The 24,297-nt window shown below is 72.0% G+C and carries 19 protein-coding genes; 12 read left to right on the plus strand and 7 right to left on the minus strand.

Annotation, left to right across the window (positions count from 1 at the left end):
• The first annotated feature begins 77 nt into the window (after positions 1-77).
• Positions 78-1,070, plus strand: coding sequence for a DNA polymerase III subunit delta (holA, locus tag AOK09_RS24520; protein ID WP_055589410.1), 993 nt, complete (start codon positions 78-80; stop codon positions 1,068-1,070).
• Between the two features lie 434 nt (positions 1,071-1,504).
• Here holA and rpsT read toward each other — a convergent pair whose 3' ends face one another.
• Entirely contained in the window at positions 1,505-1,777 is a 273-nt protein-coding gene (gene rpsT, locus AOK09_RS24525; RefSeq protein WP_055589411.1) for a 30S ribosomal protein S20, read from the minus strand.
• Between the two features lie 271 nt (positions 1,778-2,048).
• Positions 2,049-2,354 (minus strand): antibiotic biosynthesis monooxygenase family protein, encoded by a 306-nt coding sequence (locus AOK09_RS24530; protein ID WP_055589412.1) that lies wholly within the window; start codon positions 2,352-2,354, stop codon positions 2,049-2,051.
• Positions 2,355-2,517: 163 nt separating this feature from the next.
• Here AOK09_RS24530 and lepA point away from each other — a divergent pair, with 163 nt between their 5' ends.
• On the plus strand, positions 2,518-4,389 hold the full coding sequence (gene lepA / locus AOK09_RS24535) for a translation elongation factor 4 (RefSeq protein WP_055589413.1): 1,872 nt from the start codon (positions 2,518-2,520) through the stop codon (positions 4,387-4,389).
• Positions 4,390-4,555: 166 nt separating this feature from the next.
• Here the strand turns inward: lepA and AOK09_RS24540 are convergent, their stop codons facing one another.
• Together AOK09_RS24540 and AOK09_RS24545 are read right to left on the minus strand one after the other, a co-directional pair.
• The gene (locus tag AOK09_RS24540) at positions 4,556-6,520 is read right to left on the minus strand and encodes an ABC transporter ATP-binding protein (protein ID WP_055589414.1); all 1,965 of its coding nucleotides are present in this window, start codon (positions 6,518-6,520) and stop codon (positions 4,556-4,558) included.
• Positions 6,521-6,611: 91 nt separating this feature from the next.
• Complete coding sequence (locus tag AOK09_RS24545) at positions 6,612-8,348, minus strand: ABC transporter ATP-binding protein (protein ID WP_055589415.1); 1,737 nt, start codon at positions 8,346-8,348, stop codon at positions 6,612-6,614.
• 297 nt (positions 8,349-8,645) lie between these two features.
• On the opposite strand from AOK09_RS24545, the gene AOK09_RS24550 reads away from it, so the two are divergent.
• From AOK09_RS24550 to AOK09_RS24560, 3 genes are all read left to right on the plus strand, one after another.
• Positions 8,646-10,544 (plus strand): AMP-dependent synthetase/ligase, encoded by a 1,899-nt coding sequence (locus tag AOK09_RS24550; protein WP_055589416.1) that lies wholly within the window; start codon positions 8,646-8,648, stop codon positions 10,542-10,544.
• A 65-nt stretch (positions 10,545-10,609) separates the two neighbouring features.
• Entirely contained in the window at positions 10,610-11,839 is a 1,230-nt protein-coding gene (gene hemW / locus AOK09_RS24555; RefSeq protein ID WP_055589417.1) for a radical SAM family heme chaperone HemW, read from the plus strand.
• Between the two features lie 60 nt (positions 11,840-11,899).
• On the plus strand, positions 11,900-12,463 hold the full coding sequence (locus tag AOK09_RS24560) for a Uma2 family endonuclease (RefSeq protein ID WP_055589418.1): 564 nt from the start codon (positions 11,900-11,902) through the stop codon (positions 12,461-12,463).
• Here the strand turns inward: AOK09_RS24560 and AOK09_RS24565 are convergent.
• Genes AOK09_RS24565 through htpX form a run of 3 tightly spaced genes read right to left on the minus strand, consistent with a single transcriptional unit; the run spans position 12,447 to position 14,791 of the window.
• Positions 12,447-13,274, minus strand: coding sequence for a DUF3097 domain-containing protein (locus AOK09_RS24565; protein ID WP_055589419.1), 828 nt, complete (start codon positions 13,272-13,274; stop codon positions 12,447-12,449). The genes AOK09_RS24560 and AOK09_RS24565 overlap by 17 nt on opposite strands.
• 22 nt (positions 13,275-13,296) lie before the next feature.
• Positions 13,297-13,881: a PspA-associated protein PspAB gene (gene pspAB / locus AOK09_RS24570; protein WP_055589420.1), complete on the minus strand. Its 585-nt coding sequence runs from the start codon at positions 13,879-13,881 to the stop codon at positions 13,297-13,299.
• 1 nt (position 13,882) lies between these two features.
• A complete protein-coding gene (gene htpX, locus AOK09_RS24575) occupies positions 13,883-14,791 on the minus strand; it encodes a zinc metalloprotease HtpX (protein ID WP_055589421.1) in 909 nt (302 codons plus the stop codon).
• A 280-nt stretch (positions 14,792-15,071) separates the two neighbouring features.
• Between htpX and hrcA the strand changes: the two genes are divergently transcribed.
• From hrcA to AOK09_RS24610, 7 genes are all read left to right on the plus strand, one after another.
• On the plus strand, positions 15,072-16,088 hold the full coding sequence (hrcA, locus tag AOK09_RS24580) for a heat-inducible transcriptional repressor HrcA (protein WP_055589422.1): 1,017 nt from the start codon (positions 15,072-15,074) through the stop codon (positions 16,086-16,088).
• Positions 16,089-16,118: 30 nt separating this feature from the next.
• The gene (gene dnaJ, locus AOK09_RS24585) at positions 16,119-17,261 is read left to right on the plus strand and encodes a molecular chaperone DnaJ (RefSeq protein ID WP_055589423.1); all 1,143 of its coding nucleotides are present in this window, start codon (positions 16,119-16,121) and stop codon (positions 17,259-17,261) included.
• A gap of 12 nt (positions 17,262-17,273) precedes the next feature.
• The gene (locus AOK09_RS24590) at positions 17,274-18,023 is read left to right on the plus strand and encodes a 16S rRNA (uracil(1498)-N(3))-methyltransferase (RefSeq protein WP_055589424.1); all 750 of its coding nucleotides are present in this window, start codon (positions 17,274-17,276) and stop codon (positions 18,021-18,023) included.
• Positions 18,024-18,184: 161 nt separating this feature from the next.
• Positions 18,185-21,478, plus strand: coding sequence for a S41 family peptidase (locus AOK09_RS24595; RefSeq protein WP_245687459.1), 3,294 nt, complete (start codon positions 18,185-18,187; stop codon positions 21,476-21,478).
• Positions 21,479-21,627: 149 nt separating this feature from the next.
• The gene (locus tag AOK09_RS24600) at positions 21,628-21,993 is read left to right on the plus strand and encodes a histidine triad nucleotide-binding protein (protein WP_055589425.1); all 366 of its coding nucleotides are present in this window, start codon (positions 21,628-21,630) and stop codon (positions 21,991-21,993) included.
• A 14-nt stretch (positions 21,994-22,007) separates the two neighbouring features.
• Positions 22,008-22,925, plus strand: coding sequence for a ribonuclease Z (locus tag AOK09_RS24605; RefSeq protein ID WP_055589426.1), 918 nt, complete (start codon positions 22,008-22,010; stop codon positions 22,923-22,925).
• Positions 22,926-23,167: 242 nt separating this feature from the next.
• A partial coding sequence (locus AOK09_RS24610) for a PhoH family protein (protein ID WP_079063394.1) occupies positions 23,168-24,297 on the plus strand: 1,130 nt, incomplete at its 3' end.

The following is a 24,297-nucleotide window of genomic DNA, read 5'->3' on the forward strand; positions in this document are numbered from 1 at the left end:
ACAGGGCCGGTGCGGCGCCGGTCCCCTCCCCGGCGCCGCACCGGCCCTGTCGGCGGGCCGTGGGATGCTGGTGGGCGATGGCCAGGAAGAGCGCACCCGACGACCTGCTCGCCCCGCTGACCCTCGCGGTCGGTCAGGAGGAGCTGCTGCTGGACCGTGCCGTGGCGCAGGTGGTGGCCGCCGCCCGGGCCGCCGACCCGGACACCGACGTCCGCGACCTGGCCCCGGGTGCGCTCCAGCCGGGCACTCTCGCGGAGATCACCACACCCTCGCTCTTCGCCGAGCGCAAGGTGGTCGTGGTCCGCGCCGCCCAGGATCTCGCAGCCGACTCGGTGAAGGACGTCAAGGCGTATCTGGCTTCCCCCGCCGAGGAAGTGATCATGGTGCTGGTGCACGCGGGGGGAGCCAAGGGCAAGGGGCTGCTGGACGCCGCCCGCAAGGCCGGTGCCCGTGAGGTGCCGTGCGCCAAGCTGGCCAAGGCAGGGGAGCGGATGGCCTTCGTCAAGGGCGAGTTCCGTACCGCCGGGCGTTCCGCCAGCGAGGAGGCCTGTCGGTCGCTGCTGGATGCGATCGGCAGTGATCTGCGCGAACTGGCCTCCGCCGTCAGTCAGCTGACGGCGGACACCGAGGGCCCGATCGACGAGGCCGTGGTCGCCCGCTACTACAGCGGACGTGCGGAGGCCACCGGCTTCGAGGTGGCCGACCTGGCCGTGACCGGCCGCACCGCTGAGGCCCTGGAGCGGCTGCGCTGGGCGCTGGCGGTCGGCCAGCCGCCCACCGGTATCACCTACGCCCTGGCTTCGGGGGTCCGCAGCATCGGGCGGCTGGCCACGGCGGGGCGCGGCATGCGGCCCGCCGATCTGGCGCGTGAGCTGGGTATGCCGCCCTGGAAGGTGGACCGGGTCCGGCAGCAGATGCGCGGCTGGTCCGGCGACGGAGTGGCCGCGGCGCTGACCGCCATCGCGGAGGCCGACGCCGCCGTCAAGGGCGGCTCCGACGATCCCGCCTATGCGCTGGAGCGAGCCGTGGTGTCCGTCTCCCGTGCGGCCCGGTCCGGCCGCACCTACTGACCACCGTCGGGCACCGGCCCGCTGCCCCGCCACCGCGTTGCCGCGCCTCCCCGCCAACCCATCGCCCCGTCGCCCACGACGGCCGGTGCCGCGCCGCCTGCTCGGCGCGGACGGCTGCCGCTGAGCGGCTACCCCTCGGAGCAGCGGCCGACCGTCGCCCGGTCAGTGGCGCCCTGAGCCCGGACCCGGCCTCGCCCCGGAGCCGGACAGCGGAAAGGCGCCGCGGCTGCCCTGGGGAGGGGATGCCGCGGCGCCTTGCCGTCGAGCTGTGTGCACCGCACCCGCGTGGCGAACGCAGGCCGCGTGCGGTGCGAGGTCGTGCTGCCGCGGAGGAACCGGGTAGAGGGCCGGTTCGGACCGGGCGGTCGGCCGGGGCCGGAGGCGGTTGAGAGGGACCGCGGACTCCGTGTCCGGCCTGCCGAAGGCGGCCTGGGTCAGGCAGCGGCCTTGACGGTGTTCACGCGCTGGACCAGGGCCGACTTCTTGTTGGCGGCCTGGTTCTTGTGGATGACGCCCTTGCTCACGGCCTTGTCGAGCTTCTTGGACGCCTCGCGGGCCAGCAGGGTGGCCTTCTCGAAGTCGCCGGCCTCGGCGGCCTCGCGGGCCTTGCGGACAGCGGTCTTCAGCGAGGACTTGACGGCCTTGTTGCGCTGGCGCGCCTTCTCGTTGGTCTTGTTCCGCTTGATCTGGGACTTGATGTTCGCCACGAAGGAGCCTCAGTCTGAGTTGGTCGGTCTTGACAGTGCGCCTGCGGACGCACATGAGTGCACGCAGGCGCAGCAGGCCACGTTACCAGGGGCGCCGTGGCCGCCCAAACCGGCTCGGCCGTCGCTCAGCCGGCGGGCGGTCCGCCGCGGGAGGCCGCCTGCGGGGAGCCGGTCGCCGGGCCGGCAGCGTCCGGCGGTCCGGCGCCGGACGCCGGTGCCCGTCCGCTATGGACGCGCTCCGGCCGGTGGGCGGTGCTAGACCGCGGTCCGGTCAGCCCTGGACCAGCGGCTCGCCGTAGTGCTCGACCTCCGGGAAGGGGTCGTAGAAGCGGTGCAGCAGCTCCCGCCAGCGGGCGTACTCCGCGGAGCGCCGGAAGCCCTCGGTGTGGTCCTCCAGCCGCTCCCATCCCACCTGGAGCAGGAAGCGGGACTCCCGGCCCTGGTCCAGGCAGCGCCGCAACTCCAGGCCGCGGAAGCCGGGCTGGACCGCGATCAGTGGCCTGGCCTCGGCGAAGGCGGCCAGAAAGGCGTCTTCCTGACCGGGCAGGACATCGAGCAGAGCGGACTCAAGGATCATGGGAGGTGATCCTGGCCCACCACCGGTTCCCCGTCCACCGCCGCGCTGCCGCGCCGGCGGCCGCCCGGCGGGATGCGCCGGGGAGGCGCGCTGAGCGGGCCGGGGCCCGCTCGTGGGACTATGGGAGCGACGTATCGAATCCCCTGAGAATCTGGACCACTAGGTGCCCGCGACCCCCAACACCGTGCCGGAGCCCAGCCGCACCGATCCTGCGCTGATCCGGAACTTCTGCATCATCGCCCACATCGACCACGGCAAGTCGACGCTCGCCGACCGGATGCTGCAGCTCACCGGGGTGGTCGACCAGCGGCAGATGCGTGCCCAGTACCTCGACCGGATGGACATCGAGCGCGAGCGCGGCATCACCATCAAGTCGCAGGCCGTCCGGCTGCCCTGGGCGCCGACCACCGGCGAGGGCACTGGGCGGACCCATGTGCTCAACATGATCGACACCCCCGGCCACGTGGACTTCACCTATGAGGTGTCCCGGTCCCTGGCGGCCTGCGAGGGGACGATCCTGCTGGTGGACGCCGCACAGGGCATCGAGGCGCAGACCCTCGCCAACCTGTATCTGGCGCTGGAGAACGACCTCACCATCATCCCGGTGCTGAACAAGATCGACCTGCCGGCCGCCCAGCCCGAGAAGTACGCCGCGGAGCTGGCGCACATCATCGGGTGCGACCCCACCGACGTGCTCAAGGTCAGCGCAAAGACCGGCATGGGTGTCGAGGCTCTGCTGGACGAGGTCGTCGCCAAGATTCCCGCGCCGGTGGGCAACGCCGACGCGCCCGCCCGCGCGATGATCTTCGACTCGGTGTACGACTCCTACCGTGGCGTGGTCACCTATGTCCGGGTGGTCGACGGCAGCCTCTCCAAGCGGGAGCGCATCGCCATGATGTCCACCGGCGCCACCCATGAGCTGCTGGAGATCGGCGTCATCTCGCCGGAGCCCAAGCCCGCCGACGGGCTGGGGGTCGGCGAGGTGGGCTATCTGATCACCGGGGTGAAGGACGTCCGGCAGTCCAAGGTCGGTGACACCATCACCTCGATGCACAAGGGTGCGACCGACGCGCTGGGCGGCTACAAGGACCCCAAGCCGATGGTCTTCTCCGGGCTGTACCCGCTGGACGGCTCGGACTACCCGCTGCTCCGTGACGCGCTGGACAAGCTGCGGCTGAACGACGCCGCGCTGGTCTACGAGCCGGAGACCTCGGTGGCGCTGGGCTTCGGCTACCGCTGCGGCTTCCTCGGCCTGCTGCACCTGGAGATCATCCGGGAGCGGCTGGAGCGGGAGTTCAACCTCGACCTGATCGCCACCGCGCCCAACGTGGTCTACCGGGTGGTCATGGAGGACGGTACCGAGCACATCGTCACCAACCCCAGCGAGTTCCCCACCGGCAAGATCGATGAGGTACACGAGCCGGTGGTGCGCGGCACCATCCTGGCGCCCAACGAGTTCGTCGGCGCCATCATGGAGCTCTGCCAGACCCGCCGGGGCAACCTCCAGGGCATGGACTACCTCTCGGAGGACCGGGTGGAGCTTCGCTACACGCTCCCCCTGGCCGAGATCGTCTTCGACTTCTTCGACCAGCTGAAGTCCAAGACCCGTGGCTATGCGTCGCTGGACTACGAGCCCATCGGTGAGCAGCAGGCCCAGTTGGTGAAGGTCGACATCCTGCTGCACGGCGACAAGGTGGACGCGTTCTCCGCCATCGTGCACAAGGACAAGGCGTACAACTACGGCGTGCAGATGGCCGGAAAGCTGCGGGAGCTGATCCCGCGCCAGCAGTTCGAGGTGCCGATCCAGGCCGCGATCGGCTCCCGGGTGATCGCCCGTGAGACGGTGCGGGCGATCCGCAAGGACGTCCTCTCCAAGTGCTACGGCGGTGACATCTCCCGTAAGCGGAAGCTGCTGGAGAAGCAGAAGGAGGGCAAGAAGCGGATGAAGATGGTCGGCCGGGTGGAGGTCCCCCAGGAGGCCTTCATCGCCGCGCTGTCCACCGACTCCGACGGGCCGTCCGAGAAGAAGAAGTAAGCAGGGCAGGCAGACAGGCAGCCGCGAGGGCGCCCCGGAGCACCGCTCCGGGGCGCCCTCGCGCTTGGGCCCGGCCCGCTTGAGCCTGGCCGCTTTCGCCCGCCCGTGGAACGCCATGAGGGGGCGCACCGGCAGTGCCGATGCGCCCCCTCGGGTGGGTACGCGCTCAGTCGACCTCGGCGACCGCCGCGGAGAACTGCGCCGCGTACAGCCGTGCATAGGCACCGCCCGCCGCCAGCAGTTCCTGGTGGTTGCCCTGCTCGACGATGGAGCCCGACTCCATCACCAGGATCACGTCGGCGTCCCGGATGGTGGAGAGCCGGTGGGCGATGACAAAGCTGGTCCGCCCCGACCGCAGCTTGGCCATCGCCCGCTGGATCAGCACCTCGGTACGGGTGTCCACCGAGCTGGTCGCCTCGTCCAGCACCAGGATCACCGGCTCGGAGAGGAACGCCCGGGCGATGGTGATCAGCTGCTTCTCTCCGGCGCTGACGCTCGATCCCTCCTCGTCGAGCACCGTGTCGTAGCCGTCGGGCAGGGTGCGGACAAAGCGGTCCACGTGTGCGGCCTGCGCCGCCGCCGTGATCTGCTCCCTGGTGACGCCCTCGGCGCCGTAGGCGATGTTGTCCGCGATGGTGCCGCCGAAGAGCCAGGTGTCCTGGAGCACCATGCCGATGCCGGAGCGCAGCTCCTCCCGGGACATCTCGGCGATGTCCACCCCGTCCAGGGTGATCCGGCCGCCGGTGGTCTCGTAGAACCGCATCAGCAGGTTGACCAGTGTGGTCTTGCCGGCGCCGGTCGGACCGACGATGGCCACGGTGTGGCCCGGTTCCACCTTCAGCGACAGATCCTCGATCAGCGGCTTCTCCGGGTCGTAGCGGAAGGCGACGTCCTCGAAGGCCACCCGGCCGCGCAGCTCGGCCGGGCGGACCGGCCGCTCCGGCTCCGGGGACTGCTCCTCGGCGTCCAGCAGCTCGAAGACCCGCTCGGCCGAGGCCACTCCGGACTGCACCAGGTTGGCCATCGAGGCCACCTGGGTCAGCGGCTGGCTGAACTGGCGCGAGTACTGGATGAAGGCCTGCACCTCACCGATGGAGAGCGCACCCGAGGCGACCCGCAGACCGCCGACCACGGCCACCAGCACATAGTTGATGTTGCCGATGAACATCATGGCGGGCTGGATGATCCCGGAGATGAACTGGGCCCTGAAGCCGGCGTGGTACAGCTCCTCGTTGTGCTGCCGGAAGGTCTCCGCCGACTCCTCGTGCCGGCCGAAGACCTTCACCAGGGCGTGCCCGGTGTACATCTCCTCGATGTGGCCGTTGAGCTTGCCCGTGGTCCGCCACTGGGCGACGAACTGAGGCTGGGCCCGCTTGCCCACGGCGGTCGCCACCGCCACCGAGACCGGCACCGTCACCAGGGCGATCACCGCCAGCAGCGGGGAGAGCCAGAACATCATCACCAGCACACCGACGATGGTGAGCAGCGAGTTGACGATCTGGCCCATCGTCTGCTGGAAGGTCTGCGCGATGTTGTCGATGTCGTTGGTGGCCCGGCTCAGCACCTCACCGCGCGGCTGCTGGTCGAAGTAGCTGAGCGGCAGCCGGGAGAGCTTGGCCTCCACCTGCTCGCGCAGCCGGTAGACGGTGCGCTGGATGGCGAGGGTGGCCAGCCGGCCCTGGAGGATGCCGAGGACGCCGGCTGCGGCGTACACCCCCAGCACCCAGAGCAGCACCACGCCGACCGCGTGGAAGTCGATGCCCTGCCCGGGGGTGAAGTGCATCGAGTTCAGCATGTCGGCCAGGGTGCCCTGGCCCTGCTGCCGCAGGTGCGCCACGGCCTCGGCCTTGGTGGTGCCGGCCGGCAGCCGGCGGCCGATCACCCCGGAGAAGATCAGGTCGGTGGCGTGCCCGAGGATGCGGGGCCCGGTGACGGAGAGGCCGACGCTCAGCACGCCGAACGTCAGGACGGCCGTGACCAGCGCCCGCTCCGGGCTCAGGGTGGCGAGCAGCCGCTTGCCGGAGCCCTTGAAGTCCATGGACTTCTCGATCGGGCCACCGCTCATGAAGCGCGCCGGGCCGCCCATCGGCGCCGGTCCGCGCCGTGGTGCGGTCTTGGGTGGCGTACTCATGCCCTCGTCTCCTCGATGGTCGCTTTCCCGCGTGTGCGGCCGAGGGGCGCGCGGCCACCCGGCTGACGGGCCGCAGCCCCTGTTGCGTCGCTCATGCCGCGGCCTCCTCCTCGGTGAGCTGGGAGAGCACGATCTCCCGGTAGGTGTCGTTGCCCTCCATCAACTCGGAGTGGGTTCCGGTGCCGACCACCCGGCCCTCGTCCAGGACGACGATCCGGTCGGCGCCCCGGATGGTGCTGACCCGCTGGGCCACGATCACCACGGTGGCCTCGGCGGTCTCCCGGGCCAGCGCGGTGCGCAGAGCGGCGTCGGTGGCGTAGTCCAGGGCCGAGAAGGAGTCGTCGAAGAGGTAGATCTCCGGGCGGCGCACCAGGGTCCTGGCGATGGCCAGGCGCTGCCGCTGGCCGCCGGAGAGGTTGCTGCCGCCCTGGGCGACCGGCGCGTCCAGGCCCTCGGCCAGCTGCTCCACGAAGTCCCGGGCCTGGGCGACCTCCAGGGCCTTCCACAGGTCCTCGTCGCTGGCGTCCGGGTTGCCGTAGCGGAGGTTGCTGGCCACGGTGCCGGAGAAGAGGTACGGCTTCTGCGGCACCATTCCCACCGTGCGGGCCAGCAGCGCCGGGTCCAGCTTCCTGACGTCGACGCCGTCGACCAGCACCTCGCCGCCGGTGGCGTCGAAGAGCCGGGGGATCAGGCCCAGCAGGGTCGACTTGCCGCTGCCGGTGGAGCCGATGACGGCGGTGGTCTCACCGGGGCGCGCCACGAGGTCCACTCCGCGCAGCACCGCGGCCTCGGCGCCGGGGTAGCGGAAGTCGGCGCCGCGCAGCTCCAGGTGGCCGTGGCGGAGCACCTTGTGGATCGGGGTGGCGGGCGGGACCACGCTGGACTCGGTGTCCAGCACCTCGGTGACGCGCTCCGCGCAGACCTCGGCGCGCGGCACCATCATGAACATGAAGGTGGCCATCATCACCGACATCAGGATCTGCATCAGATAGCTGAGGAAGGCGGTCAGGGCGCCGATCTGCATGCCGCCGCTGTCGATCCGGTGGCCGCCGAACCAGAGCACGGCGACGCTGGAGGCGTTGACCACCAGCATCACGGTGGGGAACATCAGCGCCATCAGCCGGCCGGTCCGCAGCGAGACGTCCATCAGCTCGCCGTTGGCGCCGCCGAAGCGCTCCTGCTCGTAGCTGTCGCGGACGAAGGCCCTGATCACCCGCAGACCGGTGATCTGCTCCCGCAGCACCCGGTTCACCGTGTCGATCCGCGTCTGCATGGAGCGGAAGAGCGGGCGCATCCGGCGGACGATCAGGCTCACCAGGACGCCCAGCAGCGGCACGATCACCACCAGCAGGGTGGAGAGGGGCACGTCCTGGTTGAGCGCCAGGATGATGCCTCCGAAGCACATGATCGGCGCCGAGACCATCAGGGTGAAGGTCATCAGCACCAGCATCTGCACCTGCTGGACGTCATTGGTGGTGCGGGTGATCAGGGACGGCGCACCGAAGCGTCCCACCTCGCGGGCGGAGAAGGACTGCACCCGGTCGAAGACGGCGGCCCGTACGTCGCGGCCGAGCGCCATCGCGGTGCGGGCGCCGAAGAACACCGCGCCCACCGCGCAGACGACCTGCGCCAGGGTGACGCCGAGCATCAGGCCGCCGGTGCGGAGGATGTAGCCGGTGTCGCCCTTGACCACTCCCTGGTCGATGATGTCGGCGTTGAGCGTCGGCAGATAGAGCGTGGCGATCGTCTGGACGAGCTGCAGCAGCACGAGGAGGACGATCGGCCTGGTGTAGGGCTTCAGATGGGCCCGTAGGAGTTTGATCAGCACGCGGGTTCTCTCGGACGGAGTGCGGACGGGGGGCGGTCGGGGCGAGTACATCATCGGCTATTCCGGCTCGTATGCGTATCGGATATGGGGACCAGGTCCTTCGGCCGAGGACCGCCCGAAACCCGGTTCGGTCCGAGGCACGCGCAGTGACGGCGCGTGCACCGCCCCCACCGGCGGATTTGCAATCCGCAGTGCCCCCTTACGTCACGGCGTGTTTCCCCCTACGCTGACCGTGCTTGCGAGTTACCCGCCAGTTAACAACGTCGTTGATCGGCACTCGGGCCCCCGGAGGTCGCCGTGAATTCCGCGCAGTCACTGATCGAGAACCGCCCGGCCTCCGTGGCACACCTCTTCCTCTCCCGGGTCGAGGCCACTCCGGAGCGTGAGGCCTACCGCTACCCCGTGCCGGTGGACGAGCAGGCGGCGGACAGCACCCCCGGCGCCGAGCAGTGGCGGTCGATGACCTGGCGGCAGGCCGCGGACCGGGTGCAGGCCATCGCGGCAGGACTGATGTCGCTCGGTGTGCTGCCCGAGGAACGGATCGCCCTCTCCTCCTCCACCCGCGTCGAGTGGATCCTCGCCGACCTCGGGGTGATGTGCGCGGGGGCCGCCACCACCGCGGTCTACCCCTCCACCAACGCCGACGAGACCGCCTACATCCTCGCCGACTCCGGCAGCCGGGCCGCGTTCGTCGAGAACCCCGCCCAGCTGGCCAAGGTGCTCGGCGAGAAGGAGCACCTGCCCGAGCTGGGGCATGTGATCGTCATCGACGCCCCCGCCGAGCTGCCCGAGGCCGAGGGTGTGGAGGTGCTCACCCTGGCCGACCTGGAGCACCGCGGCGAGCTGCACCTCAGGGACCACCCGGACGCGGTCGTCAAGGCCGTCCAGGCCATCGGCAGGGAGCAGCTGGCCACCCTCATCTACACCTCCGGCACCACCGGCCGGCCCAAGGGCGTGCGGCTGGTCCACGACTGCTGGGCGTACGAGGCGGCGGCCCAGGTGGCCTCGGGGCTGCTCACCGAGGACGATGTGCAGTTCCTGTGGCTGCCGCTCTCCCATGTCTTCGGCAAGACGCTCACCTCCGGTGCCATGCAGCTGGGTGTGGTGATCGCGGTGGACGGCCGGGTGGAGCGCATCATCCACAACCTGCCCGAGGTCAAGCCCACCTACATGGCCGCGGCCCCGCGGATCTTCGAGAAGGTCTACAACGGCATCGCCGCCAAGGCCCGCGCCGAGGGCGGTGCGAAGTACCGGATCTTCCAGTGGGCGGCCCGGGTGGCGCGTGAGTACGCCAAGGCCACCCAGCACTCCCTGGTGACCACCGGTACCCGCAGTGCGCCGCTCGGCCTCACCCTGCAGCACGCCGTCGCCGACAAGCTGGTCTACGCCAAGATCAGAGCGGCCTTCGGCGGCCGGATGCGCGCCTGCATCTCCGGCAGCGCCGCCCTCTCACCCGACATCGGCTTCTTCTTCGCCGGCGCCGGCGTCCACATCCTGGAGGGCTACGGCCTCACCGAGACCAGCGCGGGCTCCACCGTCAACCCCGGCGAGGGCTACCGCATCGGCACCGTGGGCACCCCGCTGCCCGGCACCGAGGTCCGGATCGCGGACGACGGCGAGATCCTGCTGCGCGGCCCCGGTGTGATGCGCGGCTACCACAACCTGCCGGAGAAGACCGCCGAGGTGCTGGAGAGCGACGGCTGGTTCCACACCGGGGACATCGGCGAGCTGGACAAGGACGGCTTCGTCCGGATCACCGACCGCAAGAAGGACATGTTCAAGACGTCCGGCGGCAAGTACGTGGCGCCCACCGAGATCGAGGGCCGCTTCAAGGCGATCTGCCCGTTCGTCAGCAACATCCTGCTGATCGGCAACGGCCGCAACTACTGCAGCGCTCTGATCACCCTGGACGAGACCGCCATCATGCCCTGGGCGCAGACCCACGAGCTGGTCGGCAAGGACTACGCGGAGGTCTGCGCGTCCCCGCAGGTCGACCAGCTGATCGACGGATACGTCAAGCGCCTCAACGGCGACCTGCAGCGCTGGCAGACGATCAAGCGCTTCGCGGTGCTGCCGCGCGACCTGGACATCGAGCACGGCGAACTCACCCCGAGCCTCAAGGTCAAGCGGCCCGTGGTGGAGCGCGAGTACGCCGACCTCATCGAGTCGATGTACGAGGGGGCCCGGGAGGCCTGACCCGCAGGCCGGCCGCGCCACCCCGCCCCGGCGGGGCAGCGCGGCCGATGCCGGACAATGGGGTCATGCCCTCCACCCTCCCCGACGGCGAGCCCGTGCCGTCCGACGGCTCCCTGCCCGACTCCGCCCTGGCCGGCGTCGGGGAGCGCCCCCTCGGCTTCTACGCCCATGTGCCGTACTGCGCCACCCGCTGCGGCTACTGCGACTTCAACACCTACACCGCCACCGAGCTGCGCTCCTCCGGAGCGGTCGCCTCCCAGGAGACCTACGCACAGAACCTGGTCGCCGAGGTGCGGCTGGCGCGCAAGGTGCTGGGCTCCGCCGACGCCCCGGTCTCGACCGTCTTCGTCGGGGGCGGCACCCCCACCCTGCTGCCCGCCGCCGACCTGGTGGCGATGCTGGCGGCGATCCGCGAGGAGTTCGGCCTGGCGGACGGCGCCGAGGTCACCACCGAGGCCAACCCGGAGTCGGTCGACCCCGGCTACCTGGCGGAGCTGCGGGAGGGCGGGTTCAACCGGATCTCCTTCGGCATGCAGAGCGCCCGCCCCCATGTGCTGCGGCTGCTGGACCGCCACCACACCCCCGGCCGTCCCGAGGCCTGCGTGGCCGAGGCCCGCGCCGCCGGGTTCGAGCACGTCAACCTGGACCTCATCTACGGCACCCCGGGCGAGAGCGACGACGACTGGCGGGCCTCCCTGGACGCGGCCCTGTCCGCCGGCCCGGACCACATCTCCGCCTACTCCCTCATCGTGGAGGAGGGCACCAGGCTCGCCGCCCGCATCCGGCGCGGCGAGATCCCGATGACCGACGACGACGTCCACGCCGACCGCTACCTGATCGCCGAGGAGGCGCTGACCGCGGCCGGGTTCTCCTGGTACGAGGTGTCCAACTGGGCCTCCTCCGAGGCCGGCCGCTGCCGCCACAACGAGCTCTACTGGACCGGCGCCGACTGGTGGGGCGCGGGCCCCGGCGCCCACAGCCACGTCGGCGGTGTCCGCTGGTGGAACGCCAAGCACCCCGCCGCCTACGCCCAGGCGCTCGCCGAGGGCCGCTCGCCCGGCCAGGGCCGGGAGCTGCTCACCGCCGAGGATCGCCGGGTGGAGCGGATCCTGCTGGAGCTGCGCCTGGTCGAGGGCTGCCCGCTCGACCTGCTCGCCCCCGCCGGCCGCCGCGCCGCCGAGCAGGCCCTCGCCGACGGCCTGCTCCGCCCCGAGCCGTACGCCGAAGGCCGTGCGGCCCTGACCCTCCGGGGCCGGCTGCTGGCCGACGCGCTGGTCCGTGACCTGGTTGACTGAGTGTCGTTACTGGTGGCGAGGGCCGCTCCCGGCCGCGCCGCACGGAACGGAGGAAGGGCCATGACTGCCGTGGACGACCGGGTCATAAGGGTCTTCGAGGACCTCGTGGTTCCTGAAGGTTTCAAGGCCGAGCTCATCCGGGGGGAAATCGTGATGATGGCCGGGCCGGATCTGGTCCATAACATGATCGTGACGTCGATCATGGACCAGATCCCGCCGTCACGCTGGCTGCGGGTGCAGACCCAGGACATCGCCATCCCGGCGGAGACCAGTTTGCCGCAACCGGATCTCGTCGTCCTCGAGCACGGTGCACAGAGCCGGGGCCGGCTCGTTCCCTCCTCCGCGGTCACCCTGGTGGTGGAAGTCGTGTCGGCCACGAGCCGGCATCGCGACTGCAAGGAGAAGCGGGAGATCTACAGCGCAGGGGGGATCCCCGTCTACCTCATCGTGGACCCCGTCCTGGCCAAGTGCGTGCTTCTCACCGACCCCATGGAGGTGTCGGCTTCGGGGCGGCCCGACTACCAGGACGAGCGCACCGCCCGCTTCGGGGCGCCCCTTCCCGTCCCCGCGCTGGACCTCACCCTCGACACCAGCGGGTTCCAGACGATCAGCCCGGCTCCGTGACGAAGTCGATCAGCTCCTCGACCCGGCCCAGCAGGGCAGGGTCCAGGTCGCGGTAGGAGTCCACCGAGGCGAGGATGCGCCGCCAGGCCGCCGGGGTGTCCACCGGCCAGCCCAGCCGGCGGCAGACCCCCTCCTTCCAGGACTCGCCCCGCGGCACCTCGGGCCACCCGGCGATCCCCACGCTGGAGGGCTTCACCGCCTGCCAGACGTCGATGTACGGATGGCCCACCACCAGGACCCCGGCGCCGGTCACCTGCTCGGCGATCCGCTGCTCCTTGGACCCCGGCACCAGGTGGTCGACCAGTACGCCCAGCCGGCGTCCCGGCCCGGGGGCGAAGTCGGCCACGATCGCGGGCAGGTCGTCCACGCCCTCCAGGTACTCCACCACCACGCCCTCGATGCGCAGGTCGTCGCCCCAGACCCGCTCCACCAGCTCGGCGTCGTGGCGGCCCTCCACATAGATCCGGGACTCCCGGGCCACCCGGGCGCGGGCCCCCGGCACGGCGATCGAGCCGGAAGCGGTGCGGCCGGGCGTGCGGGACGGCGCGGGCGCCGCCGGGCGGACCAGGGTGACCACCCGGCCCTCCAGCAGGAAGCCGCGCGGGGCCATCGGGAAGACCCGCTGTTTGCCGAAGCGGTCCTCCAGGGTGACGGTGAACCCCTCGGCGGTCTTCTCGCACCGCACCACGGCGCCGCAGAACCCCGTCGCGGCCTCCTCCACCACCAGGTCCGGTTCCGCCGCCACCTCGGGCGCGGGCCGCTGCCGCTTCCACGGCGGGGTCAGATCGGGGCCGTAACTCCTGCTGCGCATCCCATGGATTGTAGGGACGCCGTCACAGCCCTGGGGCGCCCCACACCGGGAACCAGCGGGAGAGGTCGGGCTCGATCCGCAGATCGTCGCCGATCATGGCCTTCACCTGGAGTTCCAGCGCGCTGTCCCGCTTCTCCCCGCCCCCCTGGACCGGGGCGAAAGGGTAGAAAGTACCCCGCTTGAAGAGATAGACCAGCGCCAGGGCGCGGCCCTCGGCGTCCCGGAAGCCCACCAGGGAGCAGAGCAGTTGCGGGCCGAAGCCGTTGGCCTCCAGCTCGCTGTTGACCGCGTGCAGATCGTTGACCAGCGACGGCAGGTCGTCGGGGGAGTGGCGGGCCAGCAGCCAGGAGTAGCCGTAGGAGTCGCGGCTGGCCTCCACCGGTGCGCCGCCCTGCGCCGTGTCGGCGTCCAGCAGCTCGCGGACCTGCTGCTGCACCTGGGCGAAGGCGCCGCCCTCCACGGCGGCGAAGCAGACCGAGCCCGCGCCGGTCGGCAGGAAGCCGGCCGCGGCCTGCAGGGTGACCGCGGCCGAGGGCAGGCCGAAGAGCTGGTCCAGGTCGGGGCGGGCGGCCCGGCGCCGGCCGAGCAGCGCGTCCAGGAACCCCACCTCAGCGGCCCAGCTCGGTGGAGATCCGGCCGAGCTGCTCCAGCCGCTTCTCCAGCGTGGGGTGGGTGGAGAGCAGCTGGGCGGCGCCCTCCTTGGCGCTGAGGGCGGGCGCGAAGTAGAAGGCGTTGTACGGCTGGGCCCGCCGCAGGTCCTCGCTGGGGATGCGGGCGATCTGGCCGGTGACCTTGGTGAGCGCCGAGGCGAGCTCCGAGGGGCGCCCGGTGAGCAGCGCGGCCGAGCGGTCCGCGGCCAGCTCGCGGTAGCGGGAGAGCAGCCGGGTCAGCAGGAAGCCGATGGCCCAGACGAGCATGCTCACCAGGGGGATCACCAGGGCCGCGATCGCCGCGTTCTGGTCCCGGCCGCCGCGGAAGCCGCCCCACAGCCCGATCCGGGTGATGGCGCCGGCCAGCACGGCGAGGAATCCGGCGATGGTCATCACCGCGACGTCCCGGTGGGCGACGTGGGAGAGCTCATGGGCGAGCACGCCCTCCAGTTCCTCCGGTTCCAGCCGTCGCAGCAGTCCGGTGGTGACGCACACCACCGCCCGCTCGGGTTTGCGGCCGGTGGCGAAGGCGTTGGGCATGTCGTTGACGGCGACCGCGACCCGGGGCTTGGGCATGTCGGCGAGGGCGCACAGCCGGTCGACGGCGCCGTGCAGCTGCGGGTACTGCTCGGGGGAGGCCTCGCGGGCGCCCATGGCCCGCTCGGCGATGGTGTCGCTGAACCAGAACTGGGCGACGAACAGCCCGGCGGAGACCACCACCACCAGCGGCCAGGCCCGGCCGAGCAGGGCGATCAGCAGCCCGGTGAACCCGACGTAGACCAACCCGATGAGGAACATCGTGGTGACCATCCGCCGGGTCAGTCCACGGTCGGGTGCGAAGCGGGTCCGCTGCCCGGACACAGCCATGGCTCCTCCTCAACGTGCGCCGCCGTGCGGCGGCCGGGGCGGCTGCGGGTCCGTCCCACTGCTTCGATGCTGCCACCGAGGCGGCCCCGGTGGCAGCACTCCACGAGGTGATCCTCGAAGGTGATCCTCATTGCTTCCCCCGACGGCCCGTTCCGGGTGTCGGGGCCGGGCCTTACACTGGCAGGTACGGTCCTGGCACTCGCCCGCGCAGAGTGCCAGACCCGAAGGGGCCGGGGCAGAACCCGTACTGGTTGAACGCGTAACGCCGGAGGTGCGTGCCATGCTTGACGAACGCAAACTCGCGGTGCTGCGCGCCATCGTGCAGGACTACGTGGGCACCGAGGAGCCGGTCGGCTCCAAGGCGCTGGTGGAGCGGCACAACCTCGGAGTCTCCCCGGCAACGGTGCGCAACGACATGTCGGCGCTGGAGGAGGACGGCTACATCCACCAGCCGCACACCAGCGCGGGCCGGGTCCCCACCGACAAGGGCTACCGGCTCTTCGTGGACCGCCTGGCCGAGGTCAAGCCGCTCTCCGCACCCGAGCGCCGGGCCATCCGGCAGTTCCTGGACAGCGCGGTCGACCTCGACGACGTGGTCGCCCGCACGGTACGGCTGCTGGCGCAGCTGACCCGGCAGGTCGCCGTGGTGCAGTACCCCTCGCTCTCGCGCTCCAGCGTGCGGCATGTGGAACTGCTGGCGCTCGCCCCCACCAAGGTCATGCTGGTGCTGATCACCAACACCGGCCGGGTGGAGCAGCGCATCGTGGATTCCCCGGTCCCGGTCGGTGAGACGGTGCTGGCCGACCTGCGGGCCCGGCTGAACGCCCGGGCCGGCGGGCGCCGCTTCCCCGAGGTGCCGGCCCTGCTGCAGGACCTCCCCGAGGCCTTCGAACCCGACGACCGGCCGATCGTCGCCGCGGTCCTCTCCACCCTCTTCGAGAGTCTGGTGGAGCGTACCGAGGAGCGCATCATGCTGGGCGGCACCGCCAACCTCACCCGCTTCGGGCACGACTTCCCCCTGACCATCCGGCCGGTGCTGGAGGCGCTGGAGGAGCAGGTGGTGCTGCTGCGGCTGCTGGGCGAGACGGCGGACCGGGGCATGACGGTCCGGATCGGTCACGAGATCGACCACGAGGGCCTGAATTCCACGTCCGTCGTCTCGGTGGGCTACGGTTCGGGCGACGAGTCCGTTGCGAAGTTGGGCGTCATCGGCCCGACACGGATGGACTACCCGGGGACGATGGGGGCGGTACGCGCGGTGGCACGGTACGTCGGTCAGATCCTGGCTGAGTCGTAAGGTCTAGAGGCGGAGCAAGCGGAGTCATTGGTGGCCACGGACTACTACGCGGTACTGGGCGTCCGACGGGACGCGGGGCAGGACGAGATCAAGAAGGCGTTCCGTCGCCTCGCTCGTGAGCTGCACCCCGACGTCAACCCCGATCCCAAGACGCAGGAGCGTTTCAAGGAGATCAACGCCGCCTACGAGGTGCTCTCCGACCCGGCCAAGCGGCAGGTCTACGACCTCGGCGGCGACCCCCTGTCGCCGAACGGCGGCGGGGGCGGTGCGGGCGGCTTCGGCACCGGCGCGGGCTTCGGCTTCTCCGACATCATGGACGCCTTCTTCGGCGCCTCGGCGGGCACCCGCGGACCGCGGTCCCGTACCCGGCGCGGCCAGGACGCCATGATCCGGATCGAGATCACGCTGGAGGAGGCGGCGTTCGGGACGACCAAGGAGATCCAGGTCGACACCGCCGTCACCTGCACCACGTGCAGCGGCGAGGGCGCCGCCCCGGGCACCTCGGCCCAGACCTGCGACATGTGCCGCGGCCGCGGCGAGGTCTCCCAGGTCACCCGTTCCTTCCTGGGCCAGGTCATGACCTCCCGGCCCTGCCCCCAGTGCCAGGGCTTCGGCACCGTGGTCCCCACCCCGTGCCCCGAGTGCGCGGGCGACGGCCGGGTCCGGGCCCGCCGCACCCTCACCGTGAAGATCCCCGCGGGTGTGGACAACGGCACCCGCATCCAGCTCGCCGGCGAGGGCGAGGTCGGCCCCGGCGGCGGACCGGCCGGCGACCTCTACGTCGAGATCGGCGAGACGGCGCACCGGGTGTTCCAGCGGCGCGGTGACGACCTGCACTGCACCGTGACCATCCCGATGACCGCGGCGTCGCTGGGCACCAAGGTCCCGCTGGAGACGCTGGACGGTCTGGAGGAGGTCGACATCCGGCCGGGCACCCAGTCCGGGCAGTCCATCCCCATGCACGGCCGCGGCATCACCCATCTGCGCGGCGGCGGCCGGGGCGACCTGATCGTCCATGTCGAGGTGCAGACCCCGGTCAAGCTCGACCCCGAGCAGGAGGAGCTGATCCGGCGGCTCGCCAAGCTGCGCGGCGAGGAGCGGCCCTCCGGCACCTTCGCGCCCGGCCAGCAGGGCCTCTTCTCCCGGCTCAAGGACGCCTTCAACGGCCGGTAAGGACCCTGTGCGATGACCGCCCCCGTCTTCGTCCTGGACGACGACCGCCTCCAGGACGTCTCCCCGGGCGCCCTGGTGCGCCTGGACGGCCCCGAGGGGCGGCATGCCGTCGCCGTGAAACGGCTGGCCGTCGGCGAACCCGTGGTGCTCACCGACGGCCGCGGCACCGGTGCGTACGGCACCGTCGCGCAGCTGCACGGCAAGGACGCCCTTGACGCGGCGGTCACCGAGGTGCGCCGGGAGCCCGAGCCCCGGCCGCGGATCACCGTGGTGCAGGCGCTGCCCAAGGGCGACCGGGGCGAGCTCGCCGTGGAGACCATGACCGAGGCCGGCGTGGACGCGGTGGTCCCCTGGGCCGCCTCACGCTGCATCACCCAGTGGAAGGGCGAGCGCGGCGCCAAGGCGCTGGTCAAGTGGCGGGCCACCGCCCGTGAGGCCGGTAAGCAGTCGCGGCGGCTGCGATTCCCGGTCGTGCACGACCTCATGACGACACGTCAGGTGGCCGCGCTGCTCGGCGGCGCGGCGCTCCCGGCCGTGCTGCACGAGGAGGGCGCCGAACCGCTGGCCGCCGTCCCGCTGCCCGCCGACGGCGAGATCGTCCTGGTGGTCGGACCCGAGGGCGGTGTCTCCCCGGAGGAGCTGGCGGTCTTCGCGGACGCCGGGGCGCGCCCCTACCGGCTGGGCCCCTCCGTGCTGCGCACCTCCACCGCGGGGGTCGCCGCCGGGTCGCTGCTGCTGGGCCGCAGCGGCCGCTGGGGCTGATCCCGGAGCGTACGGCGCGGCGCCACGGGCGGCCCGGAGCCGTCCGCGCCGCTCGCCCCGGCCGTCCGGCGGCGCCCGGCGACCAACCGGACGGGGCGTCCCGGATTCGCTGAGGGGGAAACCTCTCGCAGGCGTCCGACCCCCTGACTAGGGTGGCTGACGTGATCAATGCTGACTCCGGAACCACCGCGAACCCTGTCGGCGCCTACCTCCGCCATCCGCATCTCCACGGTGAGCTGGTCACCTTCGTGGCCGAGGACGACGTCTGGGTCGCCCCGCTCGGTGGCGGTCGCGCGTGGCGGCTCAGCGCCGACCAGTCGCCTCCCGCCCACCCCCGCTTCTCACCGGACGGTTCCCGGATCGCCTGGACCTCCACCCGCGACGGCGCCCCCGAGATCCATGTGGCCCCGGTCGACGGCGGTCCCTCCCGCAGACTCACCCACTGGGGCAGCGCCAAGACCGCGCTGCGCGGCTGGACGCCGGCCGGCGAGCCCGTCGCCGTCACCACCGGCGGCCAGTCGACCCTCCGCCGCACCTGGGCCTTCGCCGTCCCGCTGGACGGCGGTGAGCCGCGCCGGCTGCCGTACGGGCCCATCGGCGGCCTGGCCTTCGAACCGGAGACGGGCGGGGCGCAGGAGGGCCGGGTGCTGCTTCTCTCGGCCGGCCCGGTCGGCGCCGGCAAGGAGCCGGCCCACTGGAAGCGCTATCGCGGCGGCACCGCGGGCAAGCTCTGGATCGGCCGTACGGGCGGGCTGTTCGAGCGGGTCCACGCCGGTCTGGACACCCAGATCGACTCCCCGATGTGGGTCGGCGACCGCATCGCCTTCCTCTCCGACCACGAGGGCGTCGCCCGGCTCTTCTCCAGCCTGCCCGACGGCGGCGATCTGCGCCGCCACAGCAGCGGCGACTTCTACGCCCGCAACGCCACCACCGACGGCACCCGGATCATCTGGCACGAGGCCGGAGACCTCTGGGTCCTGGACTCCCTCGACGGCGGCGAGCCGCGCCGCCTGGAGATCACCCTCGGCAGTCCCAGGACGGCCCGGCAGCCCTTTCCGCTCACCGCGGGGCGGCAGTTGGGCGTCCCCTCCCCGGACCGCACCGGGCGGGCCAGCGCCGTCACCGTCCGCGGCACGGTGCACTGGGTCACCCACCGCGACGGCCCGGCCCGTGCCCTGGCGGCCGAGCCCGGTGTGCGCGCCAGGCTCGCCGAGGTCGTCCCCTCGGGCAGCGACCAGAGCGTGGTCTGGGTGACCGACGCCGAGGGGGAGGACGCGCTGGAGTTCGCCCCGGCGACCGGCGCCCTGGGGGACGCCCCGCGGCGGGTTGGGGCAGGCCGGCTCGGCCGGGTGCTGGAACTGGTCGCCGCACCGGACGGCAGCCGGGTCGCCGTCGCCTCGCACGACGGCCGGGTGCTGCTGGTCGAGGTGGAGAGCGGCGAGATCCGGGAGATCACCCGGAGCGAGGACGGCGACGTCGCCGACCTGGCCTTCTCACCCGACTCCCGCTGGCTGGCCTGGTCGCACCCCGGCCCCTGGCCGCTGCGGCAGCTGAAGCTGGCGGACACCGCCGACCTCTCGGTGTCCGACGCCACCCCGCTGCGGTTCAACGACAGTTCGCCGTCCTTCACCGCGGACGGCAGGCATCTGGCCTTCCTGTCGATCCGAAACTTCGACCCGGTCTACGACGCCCATGTCTTCGACCTGTCCTTCCCGACCGGCTGCCGTCCCTACCTGATCACCCTGGCCGCGGACACCCCCTCCCCGTTCGGTCCGCAGCGCCACGGGCGGCCTTTCGGCGACGACGAGGCCAAGGAGACCGCGGGGGCCGACGGGGGCAAGGACGGCGGTGCGGACGACGGCGAGGACGACGGCGCGCAGAAGCCGCCGGTCACCCGCGTCGACCTGGAGGGGCTGCCGGACCGCATCGTGCCCTTCCCGGTGGCGGGCGGCCGCTTCGGCACCCTGCGGGCCGCCAAGGGCGGAGTGCTGTGGACCAGGCTGCCCGTCACCGGGGTGCTCGGTGACGACCTCGCCTCGCCGGACGACGACGATCCGCGCCCGGTGCTGGAGCGCTTCGACCTGACGACCCGCAAGGACGAGCAACTCGTCGACGGGCTCGACGGATTCGCCGTCTCCGGTGACGGCGGCCGGATCGTGGTGCTCGACCACGGCCGGCTGCGGGTGCTGCCCGCCGACCGCAAGGCCGGCTCCGGCGACTCCGACGACCTCACGGTGGACCTGTCCCGGATCCGCGCCACCGTGGACCCGGCCGCCGAGTGGCGCCAGATGTACGACGAGAACGGCCGTCTTGCCCGCGACAACTTCTGGCGCGAGGACCTGAACGGCATCGACTGGGACGGTGTGCTCGCCCGCTACCGCCCCCTGGTCGACCGGCTGGGCAGCCATGACGACCTGGTGGACCTGCTCTGGGAGGTGCAGGGCGAGCTCGGCACCTCGCACGCCTACGTCACCCCGCCGGGCCGCCCCACGGACGCCGCCCGGCAGCAGGGGCTGCTCGGCGCCGACCTGGTCCGCGACGGCGATGCCTGGCGGATCGCCAGGGTGCTCCCCGGTGAGTCCTCGGACCCGCGGGCCCGCTCCCCGCTGTCCGCGCCCGGGGTGGCCGTACGGGCGGGCGACGCCCTGGTCGCCGTGGACGGACGGCCGGTGGACCCGGTGACCGGACCCATGCCGCTGCTGGCCGGCTCGGCCGGCCGTCCCGTGGAGCTGACCGTCGCCCCCGCGGGCGGCGGTGAGCACCGGCATGTGGTGGTGGTCCCGCTCGACGACGAGGAGCCGCTGCGCTACCACGACTGGGTGGCCGGGCGCCGCGCCGCGGTGCACCGGCTCTCCGCGGGCCGGGTGGGCTATCTGCACGTCCCCGACATGGTCGGCGCCGGCTGGGCGCAGCTGCACCGTGATCTGCGGGTGGAGATGGCGCTGGAGGGGGTGGTCGTCGACCTGCGGGAGAACCGCGGCGGCCACACCTCCCAGCTGGTGGTCGAGAAGCTCAACCGGCGGATCGTCTCCTGGGGGCGGGCCCGCGACGTGCGGAGCCCCGAGCCGTACCCCGCGGACGCTCCGCGCGGTCCGGTGGTGGCCCTGGCCAACGAGTTCTCGGGTTCGGACGGCGACATCGTCAATGCGGCGATCCAGGCGCTGGGCATCGGCCCGGTGGTGGGCGAGCGGACCTGGGGCGGGGTGATCGGCATCGACTCCCGGTACTCCCTGGTCGACGGCACCGCGGTCACCCAGCCCAAGTACTCCACCTGGATCGAGAACTACGGCTGGGGTCTGGAGAACCACGGGGTGGACCCCGACGTGGAGGTCGTGATGGCGCCGCACCACTGGGCCGCGGACGAGGACCCGCAGCTGGCGGAGGGCGTGCGCCTGGCCCTGGCCGCGCTCGCCGAGCGGCCCGCCAAGCGGGCGCCGGGCATCCCGGAGCTGTAGCGGCCCCGGCCGGGACGGGTGCGGGCAGCCGACGCACCGTCCCGGCCGGCGGCCGTCCCCGGCGGCCGCCGCGCGATAGTCTCTCGACGCGGGCCGGGCCCGCCCAGGCTGCGTGTACACCCCTGTGTGAACTCTCGGAGGAGAAACCGATGTCGGACGGGACCCCGGTGCCGGACTGCCTGTTCTGCAAGATCATCGCCAGGGAGATCCCGGCGGAGGTGGTCCGTGAGACGGAGACCACGCTGGCGTTCCGCGACATACACCCCCAGGCGCCCACCCATGTGCTGGTGGTCCCCAAGGCCCACCACCCCAACGCCGCGGCGCTCGCCCTGGCGGCTCCCGACCAGGCGGCCGCCGTCCTGGCGGAGGCGGGCGAGGTGGCGGCCCAGGAGAAGATCGCCGAGTCCGGCTACCGGCTGATCTTCAACACCGGTGCGGGCGCCGGCCAGACCGTCTTCCACGCCCATGTGCACGTCCTCGGCGGTCACGGCAGCCTGCACGGCACCCTGGTCTGAGGCGGACCGCCGCCGTGTCCCTCCGCGAGCTCGTCGTCCTCGGTACGGCCAGCCAGGTCCCCACCCGGCACCGCAACCACAACGGCTATCTGCTGCGCTGGGACGGCGAGGGCCTGCTGTTCGACCCCGGGGAGGGGACCCAGCGGCAGATGCTGCACGCCGGGGTCTCCGCCACTGACGTCACCCGGATCTGCGTCACCCACTTCCACGGCGACCACTCCCTCGGCCTGGCCGGGATCGTCCAGCGGCTCAACCTGGACCGGGTGCCGCACCCGGTGGACTGCTACTTCCCCGCCTCCGGCCGTCACTTCTTCGACCGGCTGCGGCACGCCACCGCCTTCCACGAGACGGTGGAGCTGCGGCCCCGGCCGATCGCCTCCGCCGGCCCGCTGGAGGCCCCGGGCAGCCCCTTCCGGCTGGAGGCCGCCGCGCTGTCCCACCCGGTGGAGTCGTTCGGCTACCGGCTGGTGGAGCCCGACGGCCGGCGGATGCTGCCCGAGCGCCTGGCGGCGGCCGGGATCCTTGGACCCGATGTGGGCCGGCTCCAGCGCGAGGGCCGGCTGGCGCTGCCGGACGGCCGCGTGGTCGGGCTGGACGAGGTCAGTGAGACCCGCCGCGGCCAGCGCTTCGCCTTCGTCATGGACACCAGGATGTGCGAGGGGGTGGCGGCGCTCGCCGACGGTGCGGACATGCTGGTGATCGAGGCGACCTTCCTCTCGTCCGACGGCGGGCTGGCCGAGGACCACGGCCATCTCACCGCGGCGCAGGCGGCCCGGGCCGCGGCCGAGGGAGGCGTGCGCACCCTGGTCCTCACCCACTTCTCCCAGCGCTACCCCGACCTTGACGCCCATCTCACCGAGGCGCGCGCCCACTTCGACGGCGAGATCGTCCTGGCCGAGGACCTCTCCCGGGTGCCCCTGCCACCGCGCTGAACCGGGCGGCCGGGGCGCCGGCGGGGGCGCGCGCCTGCCCGCGCACAGGGCAGCTGCACCGACACAGCGGGCTTTTGCTGCGGATTCCCCGCGAAAACCACTGGCGTACAGCTGTCCGATGCCGCAGCATCGATGTCGCCCCCGACACGGCTGTCGGAGCCTCGGCGTACGCTTGGTGTGCCAGGCCGGAAGAGGCGAACCGGATCTACGGATGGGATGAGGCAGGCCCCAGCGGCCGACCCATGACTGCGACATCTGACAGCGGCACCTCGCACACCCGCAGCCCCGCACAGCGCCCCAACGGCGCGCGTCCGGCCGGCGACAGCCAGGCACTGGACGGCGGCGGCCCGGCCCGAGCCCGCATCGTGATCCCCGAGAAGCACCCCATGGTGACCGTTCTGGGTTCCGCCGACTCCCTGCTGCGGGTGATCGAGAGCGCGTTCCCGGGTGTCGACATCCACGTCCGGGGCAATGAGGTGACCGCCGCCGGCGACTCCGCCGAGATCGCCCTGGTGCAGCGCCTGTTCAACGAGATGATGCTGGTGCTGCGCACCGGCCAGCCCCTGACGGAGGACTCCGTGGAGCGCTCCATCGCCATGCTCAAGAGTGCGGCCGCCGACCCGAGCCACCCCGAGTCGTCGGAGAACCCCTCGCAGGTGCTGACGGCCAACATCCTCTCCAGCCGGGGCCGCACCATCCGCCCGAAGACCCTCAACCAGAAGCGCTATGTCGACGCCATCGACAGGCACACCGTGGTCTTCGGCATCGGCCCGGCCGGTACCGGCAAGACCTATCTGGCGATGGCCAAGGCCGTGCAGGCCCTCCAGGCCAAGGAGGTCAACCGGATCATCCTCACCCGCCCCGCGGTGGAGGCCGGCGAGCGGCTGGGCTTCCTGCCCGGCACCCTCTACGAGAAGATCGACCCGTATCTGCGCCCGCTCTACGACGCGCTGCACGACATGATGGACCCCGACTCCATCCCGCGGCTGATGGCCGCCGGGACGATCGAGGTGGCGCCGCTGGCGTACATGCGCGGCCGTACGCTCAACGACGCCTTCATCATCCTGGACGAGGCGCAGAACACCAATCCCGAGCAGATGAAGATGTTCCTGACCCGGCTCGGGTTCAACTCCAAGATCGTCATCACCGGGGACGTCACCCAGATCGACCTTCCCGGTGGCACCCGCAGCGGCCTCAAGGTGGTCCAGGACATCCTCAGCGATGTGCCGGACATCCACTTCTCCCTGCTCACCAGCACCGATGTGGTCCGCCACAAGCTGGTCAGCCGGATCGTGGACGCCTATGAGCGCTGGGACGCCGAGAACCCCGACGGGTCCGACGCCGGCGACCCGCCCTCCCGCCGCCCCCGTGC

The organism is Peterkaempfera griseoplana (assembly GCF_001418575.1).
In the GTDB taxonomy this organism is placed as follows: Bacteria; Actinomycetota; Actinomycetes; order Streptomycetales; family Streptomycetaceae; genus Peterkaempfera; species Peterkaempfera griseoplana.

Excerpts from the sequence above, each read along its gene's own strand:
- AOK09_RS24600 (WP_055589425.1), top strand. The coding sequence starts at position 21,628 with ATGTCGGACGGGACCCCGGTGCCGGACTGCCTGTTCTGCAAGATCATC.
- AOK09_RS24565 (WP_055589419.1), bottom strand. The coding sequence starts at position 13,274 with ATGCGCAGCAGGAGTTACGGCCCCGATCTGACCCCGCCGTGGAAGCGG.
- htpX (WP_055589421.1), bottom strand. The coding sequence starts at position 14,791 with ATGGCTGTGTCCGGGCAGCGGACCCGCTTCGCACCCGACCGTGGACTG.
- AOK09_RS24560 (WP_055589418.1), top strand. The coding sequence starts at position 11,900 with ATGACTGCCGTGGACGACCGGGTCATAAGGGTCTTCGAGGACCTCGTG.
- AOK09_RS24590 (WP_055589424.1), top strand. The coding sequence starts at position 17,274 with ATGACCGCCCCCGTCTTCGTCCTGGACGACGACCGCCTCCAGGACGTC.
- holA (WP_055589410.1), top strand. The coding sequence starts at position 78 with ATGGCCAGGAAGAGCGCACCCGACGACCTGCTCGCCCCGCTGACCCTC.
- AOK09_RS24530 (WP_055589412.1), bottom strand. The coding sequence starts at position 2,354 with ATGATCCTTGAGTCCGCTCTGCTCGATGTCCTGCCCGGTCAGGAAGAC.
- hrcA (WP_055589422.1), top strand. The coding sequence starts at position 15,072 with ATGCTTGACGAACGCAAACTCGCGGTGCTGCGCGCCATCGTGCAGGAC.
- AOK09_RS24540 (WP_055589414.1), bottom strand. The coding sequence starts at position 6,520 with ATGAGTACGCCACCCAAGACCGCACCACGGCGCGGACCGGCGCCGATG.
- hemW (WP_055589417.1), top strand. The coding sequence starts at position 10,610 with ATGCCCTCCACCCTCCCCGACGGCGAGCCCGTGCCGTCCGACGGCTCC.